This window comes from Pedobacter kyonggii, assembly GCF_004310665.1.
In the GTDB taxonomy this organism is placed as follows: Bacteria; Bacteroidota; Bacteroidia; order Sphingobacteriales; family Sphingobacteriaceae; genus Pedobacter; species Pedobacter kyonggii.
This window is the reverse complement of record NZ_SIXF01000016.1, coordinates 108733-128834: the sequence shown is the minus strand read 5'-3', so window position 1 is coordinate 128834 and position 20102 is coordinate 108733. Positions and strand designations below refer to the sequence as shown.

Annotated in this window: 14 protein-coding genes; 10 read left to right on the top strand and 4 right to left on the bottom strand. The window is 38.5% G+C overall.

The window, feature by feature from the left end; genetic code table 11:
• Positions 1–282: hypothetical protein (locus EYS08_RS26080; protein ID WP_208745856.1), on the top strand; the 282-nt coding region annotated here is incomplete at its 5' end.
• Between the two features lie 115 nt (positions 283–397).
• On the opposite strand, the gene EYS08_RS16290 is transcribed toward EYS08_RS26080, so the two are convergent.
• A complete protein-coding gene (locus tag EYS08_RS16290) occupies positions 398–1627 on the bottom strand; it encodes an MFS transporter (RefSeq protein ID WP_083505475.1) in 1230 nt (409 codons plus the stop codon).
• Positions 1628–1797: 170 nt separating this feature from the next.
• Between EYS08_RS16290 and EYS08_RS16285 the strand changes: the two genes are divergently transcribed.
• The 3 genes from EYS08_RS16285 (at position 1798) to aqpZ (ending at position 4186) form a co-directional block, all read left to right on the top strand.
• Positions 1798–2241 carry a MarR family winged helix-turn-helix transcriptional regulator gene (locus EYS08_RS16285; protein ID WP_131031026.1) on the top strand — a complete coding sequence of 148 codons (444 nt, stop codon included), beginning with the start codon at positions 1798–1800 and terminating at the stop codon, positions 2239–2241.
• 46 nt (positions 2242–2287) lie between these two features.
• Positions 2288–3124, top strand: coding sequence for an MBL fold metallo-hydrolase (locus EYS08_RS16280; RefSeq protein ID WP_131031025.1), 837 nt, complete (start codon positions 2288–2290; stop codon positions 3122–3124).
• Between the two features lie 354 nt (positions 3125–3478).
• Complete coding sequence (gene aqpZ / locus EYS08_RS16275) at positions 3479–4186, top strand: aquaporin Z (RefSeq protein ID WP_131031024.1); 708 nt, start codon at positions 3479–3481, stop codon at positions 4184–4186.
• Between the two features lie 58 nt (positions 4187–4244).
• Here the strand turns inward: aqpZ and EYS08_RS16270 are convergent, their stop codons facing one another.
• Positions 4245–4757, bottom strand: a complete 513-nt coding sequence (locus tag EYS08_RS16270) for a glutathione peroxidase (RefSeq protein ID WP_131031023.1) — start codon at positions 4755–4757, stop codon at positions 4245–4247.
• A gap of 607 nt (positions 4758–5364) precedes the next feature.
• Here EYS08_RS16270 and topA point away from each other — a divergent pair.
• The gene (topA, locus tag EYS08_RS16265; protein WP_131031022.1) at positions 5365–7926 is read left to right on the top strand and encodes a type I DNA topoisomerase; all 2562 of its coding nucleotides are present in this window, start codon (positions 5365–5367) and stop codon (positions 7924–7926) included.
• An 83-nt stretch (positions 7927–8009) separates the two neighbouring features.
• Positions 8010–8414, top strand: coding sequence for a hypothetical protein (locus EYS08_RS16260; protein WP_131031021.1), 405 nt, complete (start codon positions 8010–8012; stop codon positions 8412–8414).
• Positions 8415–8536: 122 nt separating this feature from the next.
• Here EYS08_RS16260 and EYS08_RS16255 read toward each other — a convergent pair whose 3' ends face one another.
• A complete protein-coding gene (locus EYS08_RS16255; protein ID WP_131031020.1) occupies positions 8537–8959 on the bottom strand; it encodes a nuclear transport factor 2 family protein in 423 nt (140 codons plus the stop codon).
• 212 nt (positions 8960–9171) lie between these two features.
• Here EYS08_RS16255 and EYS08_RS16250 point away from each other — a divergent pair, with 212 nt between their 5' ends.
• The 4 genes from EYS08_RS16250 (at position 9172) to EYS08_RS16235 (ending at position 19190) form a co-directional block, all read left to right on the top strand.
• Complete coding sequence (locus EYS08_RS16250; protein WP_131031019.1) at positions 9172–14763, top strand: alpha-2-macroglobulin family protein; 5592 nt, start codon at positions 9172–9174, stop codon at positions 14761–14763.
• Between the two features lie 152 nt (positions 14764–14915).
• On the top strand, positions 14916–15245 hold the full coding sequence (locus tag EYS08_RS16245; protein WP_131031018.1) for a transposase: 330 nt from the start codon (positions 14916–14918) through the stop codon (positions 15243–15245).
• Between the two features lie 436 nt (positions 15246–15681).
• Complete coding sequence (pbpC, locus tag EYS08_RS16240; RefSeq protein ID WP_131031017.1) at positions 15682–18060, top strand: penicillin-binding protein 1C; 2379 nt, start codon at positions 15682–15684, stop codon at positions 18058–18060.
• A gap of 149 nt (positions 18061–18209) precedes the next feature.
• Positions 18210–19190, top strand: a complete 981-nt coding sequence (locus tag EYS08_RS16235) for an SH3 domain-containing protein (protein WP_131031016.1) — start codon at positions 18210–18212, stop codon at positions 19188–19190.
• Between the two features lie 18 nt (positions 19191–19208).
• On the opposite strand, the gene EYS08_RS16230 is transcribed toward EYS08_RS16235, so the two are convergent.
• The gene (locus tag EYS08_RS16230; RefSeq protein ID WP_131031015.1) at positions 19209–20093 is read right to left on the bottom strand and encodes a hypothetical protein; all 885 of its coding nucleotides are present in this window, start codon (positions 20091–20093) and stop codon (positions 19209–19211) included.
• Between the last annotated feature and the right edge of the window lie 9 nt (positions 20094–20102).

Here is a 20102-nt window from a genome sequence, read left to right as displayed (position 1 = left end):
CAGCAGTTGCTACATAATGGTTGTACCAATGAAAAACGGATTAGCACGAATATATACCTCCTGTTGATGTTTATATGCCTGTTTATGCAAAAAATATTCTTGCCAGTTGTCAGATATGCCAAAGGCTCCGTTAGCTTGATCAAATGTGTAAAGTTCTTTGTATTGAACATGAAAGAGGTAATCGCTACAGGTAGAAAACAGTTCAGAGATATTATAGATAAGTACTGTAAATATGAAAAAAGAAACCACAGAATTAATTTAAACCAACTATTTTCAGCTTAACTTGACGCTCATGCGAATGTTCGGGATCAGCATCTTTATCTATCTATTAAGACCCTGAAATAAATTCAGGGTGGCGACCACTCATACTCAAATTAAAAAAATCCCAGAGGACACGTTAATTTAACGACATTGCACTACTGTTCAATTGATTCCTGTGTTTTTCATTATACACAAACGCAGCCACAATCAACAAGCCCGCAACGCCTTCAAAAGCAACTACAGTCTGCGTACCAAAAAGATGCGCCAGGTATCCCATTAACAAACTGCCGATTGGCAATACACCCTGATAAGCCATGATATAGTAACTTAAAGTCCTTCCCCTCATCGCATCATCGGCATGAGTCTGTAGATAAGTATTGATGGATGAGGTTTGAGCCATCAAACCCAAAGCAGCTAAACCGGTACAGATTAAAGCCAGAACAAGCGATGGTGATATAGCCAGCGCCACAACCGAAATGGCCAGCAAAATACCCGACATCATTACAATTTTCTGCAGGTTTTGCTTCACTTTTAATGTAGCCATATAAATGGCACCGAAGAATGCACCAAATCCTGCTGCACTTTCAAACCAGCCAAATGTTGTAGCATTTCCGTTAAAAATATCTTTTGCAAAAACAGGCAACAAAGTAGTGAAAGGGATTACCAATAAACTCGATGCAGCCATCATCAATACCATGGATGCCAAATCTGGCGATGATTTAAGATAATCATAACCCTTTTTCAGGTCGATCCAGATATTTTCTTTCGATTTTTGATGTGCGGTAAGTTTAAGCTTCATCATCACCATACAACCCAGTACAGCAATAAAGCTCACAAAATTGATCAGGAAACAGATATCTTCACCCAAAGTACTCAAAATCACCCCTGCCAACGCCGGGCCGATTAACCTGGCTGCATTAAACATGGAAGAATTGAGCGCAATGGCATTTGGTAAATCTTCTTTATCATCAATTAAATTTACCATTAACGATTGACGGGCAGTAACATCAAAAGCATTTACCAAGCCCTGAACCAGCGAAAGTGCTGCAATCCAGAACATATCGTATACTTTAAACCAGATCATCAAAGCCAGGGCACCAGCCTGCAGCATCAGGATCACCTGGGTAATCACCAATATCTTATACTTATTATGTCTATCTACATAACTCCCAGCATACGGCGCGAGCACCAATGAAGGAATTAAACTCAAAAAAGTAATCAATCCCAGCAAAAAAGCCGATCCAGTTAAACGATATACCAACCAGCTGATGGCTACACGCTGCATCCATGTGCCAATTAGTGAAATAGCCTGACCTGTAAAAAATAACCTGTAATTGTAATGCCTTAGCGAACGAAAAATACTCATGTTTAAAATAGTAAAGTAACTTTACAAAAGTACAAAACTCAAATCAAACCAAAAAACCTAAAACAGAAATTTTTATCATTCTAAGATCACAATTCAAACAAATTTGAAACCCACGTTAGTTTATCTATAAAATTAAAAGCTTATATTTGTAAAGTTTATTTACCATTAGCATGCCGACTCAAACACAAGATATTGCCGCAAAGTTAAGAAGCACCGTTACCCGCTTAACCAGACAGTTACGCAAACAGAACGTAAGTTCAGACTTTAGCAACGCCGAACTGTTAACGATGTCGCTGCTCGAACAACATGGCAAAATGTTATCTACAGAGCTGGCAGACATGGAAAGGGTATCTAAACAAGCTATTTCACAGATTATCAACCGCTTGTTCGATGCCAAATGTGTAGAACGCTTTCCAAGTAAAGAGGATAAACGAAAGGTTTTTATCGGCTTAACCAAGCTTGGCGAAAAACACATTATCGCCAGTAGAAAAATAAAAGAAGAATGGCTGGCGCAAACGATGGAAAAAATCTTCTCTTCGGAAGAAATCAACCTGATCCAGGCTTTCCTACCCCTCCTTTCGCGCTTGGTAGAACATAACGGCGCAAGAGTATAGTTTTCCTTTTTCCTTCGCCAAATAAGCCTTATCTTGCAGGCTGAAAATGGCACTATATTTTACATCAATCAATTCGGGCAGTAATGGCAATTGTTACTATGTAGGTAACGATAATGAAGCTATTTTGGTTGATGTTGGCCTAACCTGCAAAGAGGTTGAAACACGGATGAACCGTTTAGGTTTATCAATCAGCAAAGTAAAAGCCATTTTTATCTCACACGAACATAGCGACCACATTAAGGGGCTGGCGGTGTTTGCTAAAAAACATAAACTCCCGGTTTACATTAGCACAGCTACCCTAAAAAGCAGTCGGTTAGTTTTGGATGCAAACAATACCTTTTCATTAAACCATCTACAACATATTCAGATTGGCGGTTTAAAGATTTCTGCCTTTTCTAAATTTCATGATGCAGCAGATCCTTATAGTTTTACTGTTGAATGTAACGAGGTAAGAGTGGGTGTTTTTACAGATATAGGCTCGGTATGCGATCGTTTAATTGCCCATTTCAAAAACTGTCATGCCGCTTTCCTAGAAGCTAACTACGATACTCAAATGTTAGAAAATGGGAGATATCCTTATTTTCTAAAAAGAAGGATTACGAGTGGGCATGGTCACTTAAGCAATACACAGGCGTTAGAGCTTTTCATCAACCACAGAGCGCCGTACATGAGTCATTTATTACTGAGCCACTTATCAAAAGACAACAACGACCCAGAGCTGGTTGAAAATCTTTTTAAAAATGTTGCCGGCAATACTTTTGTTAAAGTAGCTTCAAGATATGAGGAAACAGCGCTGTATTATGTAAGCAATACTCAAAACACACCCGAAGTCTACAATTTTGACCCTAACCTGTATCAGCCAGAACAACTCAACCTATTTTAACACCTAAATCAAAAATAGTTTGCCGTTGTCTATCAATTTAGTTACAGCGGGGCTTATTTTGAGCAAAAAATGGCAATTGGCTAGTCAAAACCATAATTACCCGCAAAAATTGTAAATAATTTTAATTTTCATCAAAACATTTTATTCTAATATGGGTTTTATATAAACTTCATAAATAGTTTGTTTGGTTTAAATGGGGCTTATGGATTTAAGCCCCTTTCTCTTGTCTAAAATTTCGTAATTCAATCAGGCTAAATCACCAGCATTTTATTCCATTTTATATTCTAATTTTTTAGTTATATTCGTTTGACAATCATCCGGATATAATATTTAAACCTTTAAATAATAAATTATATGGAGACAAGTAAACTTTCTAAATTCAGTGCCGAATTTCTAGGCACGCTCGTATTGGTTTTAATGGGTTGTGGCAGCGCGGTTATAGCTGGCGCAAATGGCACAACCGGCGTAGGCTTATTAGGCATATCTTTTGCCTTTGGCTTATCAGTCACGGCAATGGCTTATGCTATTGGGCACATTTCTGGCTGTCACATTAATCCGGCAATTTCAATCGGAATGGTAATCGCTGGCCGGATGAAAATTACTGAAGCCGCTTATTACATTGTGGCTCAGGTATTAGGCGGCATCGCAGGCGCATTTATTTTACTGCAAATTGCCTCAGGAAAGCCGGAATATTCTTTAGCAACAAATGGATTAGGGCAAAATGGTTTTGCAGCACTATCTCCACAGCATTACAGCTTACATGCTGGTTTTATTGCAGAAATTGTACTCACCTTTATTTTCTTACTGGTGATTTTTGGCTCAACCTCAACTAAAAATATCAACGGCGGCTTTGCAGGACTTGCAATTGGGTTAAGTTTAACACTCATTCATATTGTGGGCATTCCGGTAACGGGTGTATCAGTAAATCCGGCAAGAAGTATTGGCCCTGCACTTTTGGTCGGTGGAGAAGCCTTAAGCCAGGTTTGGCTCTTTATTGTAGCACCCATTATTGGTGCGGCGCTCAGTGCCTTAGTCTGGAAAACAGTTTTGGAGAAAAGCTAGGTTAATAGTTTAGGGTTTAGAGGTTAGTATTTAAACGCTAACCTCTAAACCCTAAGCTTTATAAGTTCTTTACAATCGCTTCGTCAGTAGGTTTTGTTTTAGAACGGAAACGGTGTACCAATTCTCCTTTTTCATTGATCAAGAATTTCTCAAAGTTCCATTTAATATCACCTTGCTCTTCCGTATTGGTTTGAGAAGTTAAATATTTAAACAATGGACTGATATCATCACCTTTCACACTGCTCTTCTCTGCCAACATAAAAGATACATTATACTTTCCCGTACAGAATTCTTTAATCTCTGCATTGGTAGAAAACTCCTGTCCGCCAAAGTTACCCGCAGGGAAACCAATTAATACTACCTTTTTACCATATTGCTTTTGAAGTTTTTCTAAATCTTCATACTGCGGGGTAAAACCACATTTAGAAGCCGTGTTAACAATTAAGATTTTTTTTCCTTTAAATTTCGATAGTTTAATTTCTTTACCATCAATGGTTTTAAAGCTGAAATCGTAAACATTTTTTGGTGGCGACACCAATAAGTTTAATAGGATTAGAATTGTGCTTATCATCGTTGTTTTATTTTTATATACGAATATAGGTACAAATAGTTTTCGATGCCGTAATGTGCTTGTAAATTAAATGTAGCAAATTAGGTAAGAGAACTGGCTAATAGAACAAACTGTGATCATGATCTGAAAATGAAAGCAGATAACTCATCGCTCAAATAAGAATCTTTTTTTGATTAGGAAATGCAGGCAGTGGTTCTTGGCGGTTTACGGCCCCGCTATCGCTTATAGTCCTCGCTACGCTGTGGGCTATTCCGCTCTATCTGGTTTAATTAACAAAGCCCTGATGCCATTTTGTACCTTCAGCTTTGGCACAACACCATTAAAACCTAAATAGCAGTACTACCACACACGCCACCTAAACCCGACCGAAGCGAAAAACCCGCAGACCGAGGAATGGAATGGGGTTGAGGATTTGCAGCAAAGGGCGGAACAAAGCCTTACCTACAAATTACTAATATTGCTTTCCAAAAAAAAGATTAAAACCGCATTAAAATCAACCTATAAACCAACATATTTCCTCGGTATTTAATAAAAAAAATGTATTTAATTCTATTCATGTTTTGATTTATGCTTTAATTATAGCTTTATTTGCACAAAAACGTATTTCATGGCCAAAAATTTATTAATCGTCGAGTCACCCGCAAAAGCTAAAACTATAGAAGGCTACCTAGGCAAAGATTTTCTTGTAAAATCTAGCTACGGCCACATCCGCGATTTAGTTAAAGGTGATATGGCCATTGATATCAAAAATAATTTTGCGCAGACATACGAGGTACCCGCCGACAAGAAAAACATTGTCGCCGAGTTAAAAAAACTAGCCAAGGAAGCCGAAATGGTATGGCTAGCATCCGATGAAGACCGTGAGGGGGAAGCTATTTCCTGGCACTTATTCGAAACTTTAGGCCTAAAAGTGGAGAAAACAAAACGCATCGTTTTTCATGAAATTACCAAACCAGCAATTTTAAAAGCAATCGATAGTCCGCGGGGAATTGATTATAACCTGGTAAATGCCCAACAGGCACGCCGTGTATTAGATCGTTTGGTAGGGTTCGAACTTTCTCCTGTTTTATGGAAAAAAGTAAAGCCATCGTTATCCGCCGGTCGCGTACAATCTGTTGCGGTACGTTTAATTGTTGATAGAGAAAGAGAAGTTTTAAACTTTAATGCAGCTGCTGTCTATAAAATTACCGCCCAGTTTGCTACCGGCAAAGGAAAAGAAATTGTAAAAGCAGAATTACCACAACGTTTTGAAAGTGAAGCTGATGCCGAAAAATATCTTCAAGACTGTGTAAATGCTAAATTCGATATTACGAGTTTAGAAACAAGGCCTGCAAAACGTAATCCTGCTGCCCCATTTACCACTTCAACTTTACAGCAAGAAGCTTCTAGAAAATTAGGTTTTTCGGTAGCCAGAACCATGCAGGTTGCGCAAAGACTTTACGAGGCAGGTAAGATTACCTACATGAGAACAGACTCTGTAAACTTATCAGAAACGGCATTAAATGCCGCTGCTGCTGAGATTAAATCTGCTTACGGCGATAAATACCACCAACATCGGGTTTATAAAACAAAATCGGCTGGAGCACAAGAAGCTCACGAGGCCATCCGCCCTACATATTTCGACAGGCATACCGTAGATGGAGATATTTCAGAGAAACGTTTATACGATCTGATCTGGAAACGCTCTATTGCATCACAAATGAGCGAGGCTTTGTTCGAAAAAACAACCGCTCAGATTACTGCCTCAACCCGAAAAGAACACTTAGTTGCTGAGGGCGAGGTATTAAAATTCGATGGTTTCTTAAAAGTTTATCTAGAATCTACTGATGAAGATGAAAACGAAGAAAAAGAAGGTGGCGCAATTTTACCTCCCTTAAGTAAGGGACAGGAACTATTTTTAAAAGAAATGCAGGCAACCGAGCGTTATTCGCGTCCGCCAGCAAGATATACAGAGGCCAGTTTAGTTAAGAAATTAGAGGAACTGGGCATTGGCCGCCCGTCTACTTATGCACCAACCATTTCTACCGTACAAAACCGTGGTTATGTGGTTAAAGAAGATAGAGATGGCAAACAACGTAAGTTTACTTCTATCATTTTAGCTGATGGGCAAGTAAAAAAAGAAATAAAATCGGAAATTACCGGTGCTGAGAAATCAAAACTCTTCCCTACTGATATTGGTGAGGTTGTAAACGATTTCTTGGTAGAACATTTCAAAGGCATTGTCGATTTTAACTTCACAGCAAAGGTGGAGAAAGAATTTGATGAAATTGCGCAAGGTTTACAAGAGTGGACTAAAATGCTGCACTCATTCTATAATCCATTTCATAGCGAAGTAGAAACAACGCTCGAAACGGCAGAACGTGCCACTGGTGAGCGCTTGCTGGGTTTAGACCCTGCTACTGGTAAAAATGTATATACCAAGGTTGGTAAATTTGGGCCATTGGTTCAAATTGGAGAGCTTGATGAAGAGGAAAAACCACGGTATGCCAGCTTAATGCGCACGCAATCTGTTGCAACCATTACTTTAGATGATGCGTTGGAGTTATTTAAACTCCCTTTCCAACTACCTGATTTTGAAGGCAAAGAAGTAATGATTGGTGTTGGCCGTTTTGGTCCATACGTTAAATGGGGCGAAAGTTTTATTTCCCTTCCTAAAAACGAGGAGCCTTTATCGGTTACTTATGAAAGAGCAGTTGAAATTATCCGCCAGAAAATGGATGATGATGCGCCTATTGCCTATTACGCAGGTTTAGGCGTAACAAAAGGAAAAGGCCGCTTTGGTCCGTTTATCAAATGGAACGATCTCTTCATCAATATTCCTGCAAAAGGATACGATTTCGACAATTTAACACAAGAAGATATTAATACCTTAATCGGCAAAAAAGTAGAAAAAGAGGCTAACAGATACATTAAAACCTGGGATGCTGAAAAAATATCTATCGAAAACGGCCGTTGGGGACCATTTATCCGTTTTGGCAAATTGATGCTTAAATTAAGGAATAACGAGGCTACGAAGCAAAAATATACACCAGAAGAATTGGTTGATATTGATTTGGAAGTGGTTAAGAAAATGATTGTAGAGCAGGTGCCTAATGCTTTCGAAACGAAGAAAAAAGCACCGGCAAAGAAAAAAGCCCCAGCTAAAAAGGCTGTAGCTAAGAAAAAATAAAATGAGTAACGTCACTCTGAATTTATTTCAGAGTCTTATCGAAAGATGCTGAAACGAGTTCAGCATGACGCAAACGAGTAGTTATGAAAGCAGATTTACCAGAAAATACAGTTGAAGATATCGCTATGGCCGTTGTATTGATGGGCGAAACACCTGAAGTAAAAAGCTGGACGGTTTATCTTGTTAATTTAAAAAACGAACCGATAACCAATGTTTTAATCAGCTCTAAAGGTTATGGAGAAAAAGACGGAAAGCAGGTAAAAACTTCTGTTTTAAGGCATTTTGTAGGCGACATGGAAGCAAATTCTTTTGCAGGCGTGGAAGCCATAGATCCTGAAGTTTTTGGCTTAACTAACGAATACTGGCTAAGCTATTACATTGGTAGCACTATTTACGACAAAAAATTCATTTTCTTACCTGAAAGCATCATCGATTCCAATCTGATCAAGATTCCTCTGGTAAACAGACCTGGGGTGATGATTAAGTAAGTTGGGAGTTTAGGGTGGTGAGTTTGGAGTCACTCCTTATAGGTTTTAAGTATGTAACTTTAGTACTATCGTCAGTTCTGCACCCAAAACTAAAAACTCCAAACTGTAAACTCCAAACTAACCTAAGGCACCTTAACAGCCTGTCTTCCAATTAATTTCCAGCCCAACTTTTCTTTACTCCAGATTAAAAGAATATACAGTTTCACATTCCCTGGAACATTTTTATCATTTGTTTTAGCATTTAGTGTATGACGAACCAAAGCTGTTTTGTTTTGAACAACAACAGTCTGATCAGTTAAATTAATATCCACAAAATCAGATTCTCCAGAAAGTAATGAATGCATAAATTCCTGCTTGGTTTGAACCTTTCCACTAGAATGCCCATAGCTTAGGTTATTCAAAATTATTTTATCAAGCGACAAACTATCCGGTGTAACCATTAGTTTGGTTAATTTGCTTACTGCATCTTCTATTTCAGTTTTTTGGGCAAAACAAAAACTGGTCGAAATTAACAGGCTAGAAAAAATCAAGAGTTTCTTTATCATATCTGGTTGTATTGGGTTAATGTTGTAAACTTATCCAAAACCATGCAAAGGAACAAACCATAAGCGTTAATTTTCAACATAATTTATTTTAACGTGAATTTTAGTTTATTTTCGGATGGAATATAGGGTTTCGGATGCAAAGGATAAATTGCGGCACATCTATTGCTTTTACCGCACCATTATATTTCCATTTATCTTAACGAATTTCAAACATGGAACAACCATCTACCTACCAATCTTCCTCTAAAAAGAAATTTATCTTCATCGGATTACTTGCTGTTTCTATAGCGGCAATTTTATTTATCTATTTCAATAGAAAGAAAAAAAATCATGAAGAAAATCAGGCTTATGCAAAATATATCGAAGCCTATACTTCTGGAACCATTTCCAAAAAGAGTTTTATCAGAGTTCATTTAGCCAATGCCGCAACAGGCATGCAGGATCTGGGCAAAGCAGATTCACGCGAACTGTTCGACTTCTCCCCTTCTATCTCGGGCAAAACCTATTGGATAGATCCGCAAACGGTTGAATTTAGACCTGATGAAAACCTTAAACCTGGTAAAAACTACGAAGCTACATTCAAACTTTCGGAAGTTTCCGCTACAGAAAAAGGCCTTGAAGATTTCGATTTTGAGTTTAAAGTAATTACCCCAGGAATTATGCTTTCTCAAAACGGATTGGTTTCGCAGAACAATACTGCTATGGATTATATGAAATTAACCGGCGAAGTGGCTACTGCCGATGTGGAAGAAACCAGTAAAATAGAGAAAACCGTTTCTTTAGATTTTGACCAAAAGTTAAAAATCAAGTGGCAGCATAATCCGGCAAAAAACACTTCAAAATTTACCATCGACAGCATAAAAAAGACTGGGAACGACCAAACTTTAAAAATAGACTGGGATGGTGATGCCATTGATGCAGAACAAAAAGGAGAAGTAGAAATCCGTGTTCCTGCGATAAACAAGTTCGAAATATTGGATATGAAGGCTATTCAGGGCGAAGAAGACTATGCATTGGTGCAATTTTCTGAACCGATTGGTGTAGGACAGGATTTAACGGGTATGATTACGCTGGGCAATCTGAGCGATTTAAGGTATACCATTGATGCCAGTCAGGTTAAAGTTTATGCAGCAGAAGAACTCAAAGGCAATTATGCGCTCAATGTAAATGCAGGTGTTGAGAATATCAATGCGAAAACACTTCCCAACGGAAAAGTAGCCAACCTCGTTTTCGAAGATAAATTACCAGCAGTTACCATTGCAGGTAATGGAACCATTTTACCAAATTCAGGCAAACTTGTTTTACCTTTCGAAGCGATTAATTTAAAAGCTGTTGATGTTACCGTGATCAAAATCTACGAAAACAATATACCACAGTTTTTTCAAACGAATAGTTATAAAGATGGTAACGAATTGCGTAGGGTGGCAAAACCTATTTTGCAAAAAACGGTAAGATTAGATGAAGATAAGGCACTTAACCTTCATAAAAAGAATCGCTTCACTCTTGATCTTGACAAAATGATCCGTACTGAGCCTGGTGCCATGTATAGGGTTACCATTGCCTTCAGACAGGAGTACAATGCTTACAATTGTAAAACCGGGGAAGAAAAAGCCGATGATGGCGAGGAAGAAGCCGAATATGGAGATTACGAAGGTTATGGTGAAAAAATTGATGAGGACGATGACTTTTGGCAGCGTTACAATAATTATTACCCGCCAAATTACAGGTGGAATGATAAAGACAATCCATGTACACCATCATTTTATACCAACCAGCGCTGGGCCAGTAGAAACTTAATTGCTTCGAATATTGGCTTGGTAGCCAAACGGGGTAACGATAACAGTATGCTTATTGTTGCTACAGATTTATTGACTGCAAAACCATTAAGTGGTGTAAACCTGGAATTGATGGATTACCAAAAACAGATCATATTCACTACTAAAACTGATGGCGACGGTTTTGCAAGTTTTGACCTGAAACGTCAGCCTTTCTTATTGATTGCTAAAAATGGTTCAGAACGTGGCTACCTTAAATTAGACGACGGAAGCTCACTTCCATTAAGCCGCTTCGATGTGGGCGGGGATGTAGTTCAAAGTGGCTTAAAAGGCTTTATTTATGGCGAACGTGGCGTTTGGCGGCCGGGCGATAGTTTATTTGTTTCATTCGTGCTGGAAGATAAACTAAAAAAACTGCCTGCCAATTATCCGGTAACTATGGAATTCTATAACCCGAAAGGTCAGCTTTACAAAAGATTGATCAATGGCAAACCTTTAAATGGGTTCTACACCTTTAAAACCGCTACTGAAAGTACAGCGCCCACTGGCAACTGGATGGCAAAAGTTAAAGCAGGTGGTGCTACATTTACTAAAACCCTAAAAATCGAAACCGTAATGCCAAACCGTTTGAAAATTGATTTCAACGTTGGCAATAGAACATATTTAAGCTCAGGAACATCAGCCGCTACCCTATCGGCCAAATGGCTATTCGGTGCCGTTGCGCAAAACTTAAAAGCGAAGGTTGATGTAAACTTAAACACTACAGAAACCAAATTTAAAGGTTTTGAGGGTTTTAGTTTCGATAATCCAACGGTTAACTTCGAATCGCAGGTTAAAACCATTTTCGAAGGCACTTTAAACCAAAACGGTACAGCTCAGATTAACACCAACCTCAATGAGAATAATGCCGCCCCTGGCGTGTTAAGGGCAAACTTTACGACCAAAGTTTTCGAACCTGGAGGTAATTTCAGCATCGATAATTTCAGCATCCCCTATCACGTTTACAGCAGTTATTTGGGCATCCGACCTGAAAAAGGCGACCGTTTGAGTGGTATGCTGGTTACTGGCAAAGCGCATAAAATCGAAATTGTAAATGTAAATACCGATGGAAAACTGTTGAGCGGAACTAAAACCGTCCAGGTAGAATTATATAAAACACAATGGCGTTGGTGGTGGGAACAGGATGATCAATATACCTACGCCAACTTTACCCAAAACCAGTATAACAAATTGGTAGAAAGCCATCAAGTGAATCTGACTAACGGAAAAGGAAGCTGGAATTTACGCGTTGATGAACCAGAATGGGGACGTTATTTGATTTTAGTACGCGATGTAAATGGTGGGCATGTTACCGGAAAATCTGTTTATGTAGATTGGCCGGGCTGGGCACAGCGCGAACAGGGCAGCAACCCAACTGAGGCGTCTATGTTATCTTTCACAGCTAATAAGGAAAAATTTACTGTTGGAGAGGATATTACCTTAACCATCCCAACTGGTAAAAACGGAAGGGCATTAATCTCTATTGAAAATGGAAGCCGGGTATTAAAAACCTTCTGGGTAGATACCAAAACCGGGCAAACGCAATTTAAGTTTAAAGCCGAGAAAGAGATGGCACCTAATGTTTTTGCCAATATTACTTTATTGCAACCTCATGCACAAACGGTTAACGATTTACCAATTAGAATGTATGGTGCTATTCCGCTTTCGGTTGAAAATCCGCAGACCATCCTAAAACCAACCATAAAAATGTTGGATAAAATCAAGCCTGAAACCGAAAATACCATCACTGTTGCTGAGCAGAACGGCAAAGCAATGACCTATACCATTGCCCTCGTAGATGAAGGTTTATTAGACTTAACACGTTTTAAAACACCTGATCCGCATGGTGCATTTTATGCACGCGAAGGTTTAGGTGTAAAAACATGGGACCTATTCGACTATGTGTTAGGTGCTTGGGGAGGAAATTTAGAGCGCATTTTAAGCATTGGTGGTGATGGTAGCATCAACAAAAACTTAAATCCAGCAAAAGCCAACCGTTTTAAAGCAGTGGTTAAATTTATGGGGCCATTTACTATTGGCAAAGGTGAAAGTAAAACACACAAATTTAAATTACCACAGTACATTGGTGCGGTAAGAGCTATGGTAGTTGCCGGGCAGGATGCTGCATATGGTTTTACCGAAAAATCAGTTCAGGTTAAGAAGCCGTTAATGGTTTTGGCTACTTTGCCAAGGGTTATCGGTCCGGGAGAGAGTTTTACCTTACCAGTAACCGTTTTTGCTACAGAGAACAACCTTAAAAATGTATCGGTACAACTCCAGGCAAATAATTTAATTGTTCAAGGCAGTAACAAACAGCAGCTTTACTACAAACAAACAGGTGAGCAAATGACCTATTTCGAGGTGAAAGCACCCAACACAGTAGGTATTGCCAAAGTAAAAGTGGTTGCACAAAGTGGAGCTGAAAAAACAGTTTATGATGTGGAAATGGATATCAGAAATCCAAATCCGTATGTAACTAATGTGGTGTCGGCAACTGTTCAGCCGCATACCAAATGGGCGGTAAATTATTTACCAATCGGTATGACGGGTACAAATTCAGGTTCGCTCGAGGTCTCTTCTATCCCTGCAATTAACCTTGGTAAAAGATTAAGTTACCTTATCCAATATCCGCATGGTTGTATTGAGCAAACGACTTCGGGTATATTTCCTCAACTCTTTTTGGATAGATTGAGTCCGTTGAATGAACAACAAAAAGCCACAACAGAGAAAAACATTAAAGCTGGGATAAACAGGCTAAAAGGGTTCCAAACTACAGATGGCGGTTTATCTTACTGGCCTGGTGAAGGCACCTCTGATGAATGGGGAAGCAATTACGCTGGTCATTTCTTGGTTGAAGCACAAAATGCTGGTTATACCCTTCCTGTTGGTCTTTTGGATGAACTGTTGCGTTATCAAAAATCGAAAGCGGCAAACTGGGCACCAAACAGTAACAATTTTTATGGTGGAGATTTGTCTCAGGCCTATCGTTTGTACATGCTTGCCTTGGCAAAAAAGCCCGAAATGGCAGCAATGAACCGTTTAAAAGCTTTTGAATACTTATCTATTGCTGCAAAATGGCGCTTGGCAGCTGCTTATAAACTGGCCGGACAGAATGATGTGGCTCAAAATATGATCAGAGGTTTAGATACATCCATTCAGGCTTACAAACAATTGGGTGGAACTTATGGCTCCGATGTACGCGATGAAGCCATGATTTTAGAAACCCTAACCCTGCTCGGTCAGAAAGCAAAAGCCGCGAGTTTACTACAACCTTTAGCAGCTAAACTTGGCGAAAACACCTGGTACAGCACACAAACAACCGCTTATAGTTTGTTGGCTATTGCAAAATTCTGTGGTTCAAACCAATCGGCAAATAAATTGCAATATCAGTATGTACTAGACGGAAAATCGGCACCTGTAAGTTCAAATCAATACATCAACAGTACGCCTGTAACCTTTAAAGGAAATACGGCTTCTATTACCAATAATGGCAGTAATGTATTATTTGTCCGTTTGGTTTTAGAAGGACAACCAATTGCTGGTCAGAATAATTTCTTGCCAAACCGACCAGAAGTATTGGATATGAATGTGACCTATAAACGTTTAAACGGTAAAGTACTAGATCCAACTACCTTAAAACAGGGAACAGATTTTTATGCAGAGGTAACCATAAAAAATCCTGGCAGAATGGGTTATTACGAACAAATGGCACTGACGCAGATTTTCCCTTCAGGTTGGGAAATTATCAATACCCGCGTTAACGATAATCAGAGCATTCTAGCCTCATCTCCTTTTACTTATCAGGATATCAGAGATGACCGCGTTTTCACCTATTTTAATGTAAGGGAAGGTGAAAGTCTAGTGTACAAGGTACTGCTTAATGCCTCTTATTTAGGTAAATATTACTTATCAGCTGTTCAATGCGAAGCGATGTACAATAATGATATTTCAGCTACTGAAGCAGGCAAGTGGGTGCAGGTAGTGAAGTAGGATATTTGGTGGTTCGTGGAAACACGAACCACGGCACAAAATAAAATACTAGCCGTAGCGACTCGCTACGACCTAAAAGATGCACGAACCACAGTGTAAAATAAAAATCCAAGCCTCGGTCCGTGTCCTCACGGACCGAAATTCAAACTACAATGGATAATTTATTTCAACAAAAGAGAAAGAGTTATATTGAAATAGGTCAAATTTATTTTTGGACGGCAACCATAAATAATTGGCAAAAACTTTTGCAAAAGGCAGAATTTAAAGAGGTAATATTAAATTCATTTGAATACCTTAACAGGTTAAAGAAGATTGATGTTTTTGCGTTTGTAATTATGCCTAATCATATTCATACAATTTGGCGAATAAACGAATTAAATGGGAAAGAAACAGCACAAGGGTCATTTTTAAAATATACAGCACATGAGTTCAAAAAATTATTAAATCGAAATGAGCTGATGAATTATTATACAATGCAGTAAATAAAAATCATGAATTTTGGCAAAGAGATCCACTGGCAATCCATTTATATTCTCCTGAAGTTGCTTATCAAAAACTAGATTATTTACATAATAATCCCTGTACAGAACATTGGCAATTAGCCAACGAACCTCAGGATTATTTATATTCATCAGCTTCTTTTTACGAAAACAATGAAATTAATTATCCATTTTTAAAAGATTTGAGATTAGAATTTTAACAAAACTATCAACGTACTGGTTCGTGGAGACACAAACCAAGGCGCACGAATAATGAAAAAACGAGGATAAAATTCACTACATTTTACCCTTATTTAAATTTCGAGCGTAAATTTTACGCTCGAATTGATTTGTGAATGCACGAACCATGACGCACAAATACTAAAAAAGAGCCTCGGCCCGTGTCTCCACGGACCGAAATTTATTTTTAAAAAATTAAATGAACAAAATCCCAAAAGCTTTTCTCATTTCCGATCTCATCTGCCTTGCTGTGCTTTTGGCTTTTCTTTTTTCGTTACCCTCGAAACTGTTTAAAACACCCACATCGTTTGTAATTGAAGCAAGTAATGGGAATTTATTAAGTGCAGCAATTGCCAGCGATGGACAATGGCGGTTCCCTGTTGCAGATAGCGTTCCAGTAAAATTTAAGGATTGTATTATTGCTTTCGAGGATAAGCGGTTCTATCATCACTTTGGCATTGATTTTTTGGCTATGAGCAGGGCTATGGGGCAGAATTGGAAAGCTAAAAGTGTAGTTAGTGGCGGTAGTACATTAAGCATGCAGGTAATCCGTTTATCGCGAAAACAAGACCGAACGGTTTGGCAAAAATTGTTGGAAGTGATTTTAGCTTTACGCTTAGAAATAAAATATTCAAAAAAGGAAATTTTAGGCCTATACGCGGCAAATGCGCCATTCGGCAGTAATGTTGTAGGCTTAGAAGCGGCAAGTTGGCGATATTATGGTCGCAATGCCAAAACCCTCTCATGGGGTGAAATGGCAACATTGGCTGTATTGCCCAATAGCCCTTCTTTGGTTCATCCCGGTAAAAACTCGACGAGATTAATAAAAAAAAGAAACGATTTATTGGATAAGCTGGCTAAGCTAAAATATATCGATCAGGCAACTGCTAATCTAGCTAAGCTAGAACCCGTTCCAGGTAAGCCAATGCCCCTACCCCAAAATGCGCCGCATCTGTTGAACCGTTTTAAAGTAGAACGAGCGAGTCTTAAAATCCCCTCTACCAGAATTACTTCTACGCTGGATGAAAATATCCAACTAAAAGTTAATGCCATATTAAAACGCTACAATAACCGTTACCGGGCAAACGATATCAATAATATTTCGGCGCTGGTACTCAATGCCAGAACCGGCCATGTGGTAAGTTATGTGGGTAATATCTATCAGCCAGAAAATGCCGACCTGCAAAGCCACGTGGATATGATTAAAGCACCACGCAGCCCCGGCAGTACCTTAAAACCCTTGCTTTATGCCAGCATGATAAATGATGGCTTTATATTGCCGCACACCTTAGTTCCCGATATCCCAACTCAAATAGCGGGCTATTCGCCTCAAAATTATGATCTGGGCTACGATGGTGCCATTGCCGCAGATAAAGCGCTGAGCCGCTCCTTAAACATCCCTGCAGTGAAAATGCTGCAACAATACAAATATGAACGTTTTTACGATAAACTAAAAAACCTTGGAATAGGAACGCTGAATCAGCCAGCAGATCATTATGGCTTGTCGTTAATTTTAGGTGGTAGTGAAGTTACCATGTGGGACCTGGCCAACACCTATATGGGAATGGTGCGTACCCTGAATCATTTCAACACCTATAAAGGTTTGTATAATCCGGAAGATTATAAACCTGCTCGCTATTTCAATAGCGAAAATAAAGATGAAAAAGATTATCAGCGCACCTCCTTTTTAGACCATGGCTCGATTTGGGCTACTTTTAATGCAATGGAAGAGGTAATGCGACCAGGTGATGAAGGTTTATGGGAGCAGTTTTCTTCATCGCAAAGAGTTGCCTGGAAAACAGGAACGAGTTTCGGTTTTCGCGATGCCTGGGCCGTTGGCCTAACACCAAATTATGTGGTTTGTATTTGGGTGGGCAATGCCGATGGAGAAGGAAGACCTGGCCTGATAGGAATTGAAGCAGCTGCCCCGGTTCTATTTGATATTTTTAGGTTACTGCCTAATGGAAAATGGTTCGAAACACCAGCCACCAAACTCAAAAAGATAAAAATATGCAAGCAGAGCGGTTATAAAGCTGGAGAATACTGTACAAATGTGACAGAAGAATTAGTGCCGGTTGCAGGAGAAAAAACTGCCGTTTGTCCTTTCCATAAATTGGTTCATTTGGACAGAACAGGCGCTTTTAGGGTTACCGACCAATGTGAAAGCATAACCCATATGCAGCACAAAAGCTGGTTTATTTTACCTCCAGCAATGGAGTATTATTACAAAATAAAGAATAGCGATTATAAATCCCTCCCTCCTTTTAAAGATGGGTGCGACCTTTCAGGTGGAAATAGCGTAATGGAGGTAATTTACCCGAAAAACAATGCAATAGTTTACATTCCCTTAGAACTAGACGGAACAAGAGGAAAAATTGTAATTAATGCAGCCCACAGAAATTCAGGTTCTAAAATATATTGGCATATTGATAATGAATACGTAGCTACCACAACTAATTTTCATCAATTGGCAATCAGTCCGCCATCAGGTAAACATACCTTAACATTGGTTGATGAAAATGGCGAAAGGCTGGTACAGGTTTTTACAGTTCTGGATAAAGAAAGGAACAATAAATAAAGGCAATCCAAAAGCGAACAAAAATATAACATACTGACATTAAAAAACTTACAAAAACATAATCTACTTTAAGTATATTTAGTAAAACATTATCATCTCAAAAAAATCATCCTTGTAACAGTTAAGTTTTACCTTAAACCAATGTTGTTATGACAAGTAAATTAGGTTTTACCAAAATGGATCTACAAGAATTTGAAACATGGATTTCAAATTTAAGGGTTGCCCGCACCATTTTACACATTCAGGAGCATCATACCTGGAGTCCGAGCTATATCAATTTTAAGGGCAATAACCACTTTGATTTACAACAAGGAATGAAAAGTTACCATGTTAGTCATAATGGCTGGATGGATATCGGTCAACATTTTACTACTTTTCCTGATGGTACAATTTTAACGGGTAGAAGTCTTGAAAATACCCCCGCTTGTATTTTAGGCTTTAATACGAATGCCATTTGTATTGAAAATCTTGGGGATTTCGATACAGGAAAGGATTTAATGACCATTGAGCATACAAATACCATTGTAAGGCTAACGGCAGCATTATGTAAAAAATTCGGTATCGCAGTTAACAGCGACAATGTAGTTTATCACCATTGGTTTAATTTAACCACCGGAGTAAGAAACAATGGAACAGGCAATAATAAAACCTGCCCGGGTACTAGTTTTTTTGGCGGTAACAAAGTTGAAAACTGCAATCAAAATTTCTTGCCACTGGTAAGTGCAGCTTTAAATGGTGCCGTTCCTCAACCTGCGCAAAATATTATAAAATATGTTGCAGTTACTGCTGATAGCTTAAACATTAGGGAAGATGCGAATGCTCAAAGTAAAAAAATTAGAGGAATTGAGCCAGCTACCTTAGGCGCTATTCTCCGCATATATGAAGAGAAAAACGGCTGGTATAAAATATCAGCATCGCAACAGCATTGGGTAAATGGAAGTTTTACTAAAATTGTAACCAGGGCAACTGTAAATGCCACTACCCTAAATGTAAGAAGTGGGCCAGGCACCAACTTTCCCAAAGTTTCTGCACTTACTAAAAATCAGGAGGTTTTTATCGTTGAAGAAAGTAATGGCTGGTGTAAAATAAGTAGCGATAATAAATGGGTAAAGAAAGAATTTTTGAATTAATTCATTTCATATGGCATTTTAAATTACAACGCTAATATTATTCCGTTTTGCTGCTTTAAATAATACTTCCGGTTTTTTTATGCTGTTTTTACTTAAAATCAATTCTGTTAAATTAGGCATATTACCCGAATTCAATAACCGAATGACCGCTTCGTCACTGATGTAATTCTCACTTAAATCTAAGTGCTTTAGTTGTGGTATTGTACCTGCTTTGACTATAAAGTGAACGCCCTCATCACTAATCGTATTCATCGATAGGTTAATATTTTCTACTTGTTTAAAAAGCTTAGATTCCGTAATAATTTGACTTCTTTTCCCACTTATCCCGCAGTTTCTTAATGTTAACGACTTAAGCGTTGTCAATGTTTCTGGGTTAAATAAAATTTTCAATTTTTCGTCAGAAAGTGTAAGCCCGTTCATATTAAGTGTATTTAATGCATCCAAAAATTTGGAATGGGTTAGTTCAAGCATAGCTTCTACACTAACGTTGCTTCTATCAATATTGATTTCGGTCAGATTTATGGCATAAACAGATGATGCAATAATTGCCATTTCATTACCACCCAAGCCTTCATTTCTATTTATTGCCATGCTACGGGCGAGTAATGTTATATCGGTAAGTTTTTGGTTATTAACTACCCTACCCCATGCGCTATTTACCCGCCTTTGTGATATAGGCCAATCTTCCATAAGATTATTGGCAAGTTTGATCGTATTAAGTTTGGCTTGACTAATTGGCCAGGCAAAAAAAAGCTCTATCAATGCATTCCATGCTTCATCAGATGGTCCGGAGGTTACAATAGTCTTGATTAAAATTAATCTATCTTCATCAGAGAGATGATCAATTTTATCGGCTGCTATATAATGCAAAAGATAATGGTACAAGATCTTTGTTTCAGTCATTTTTGTTTT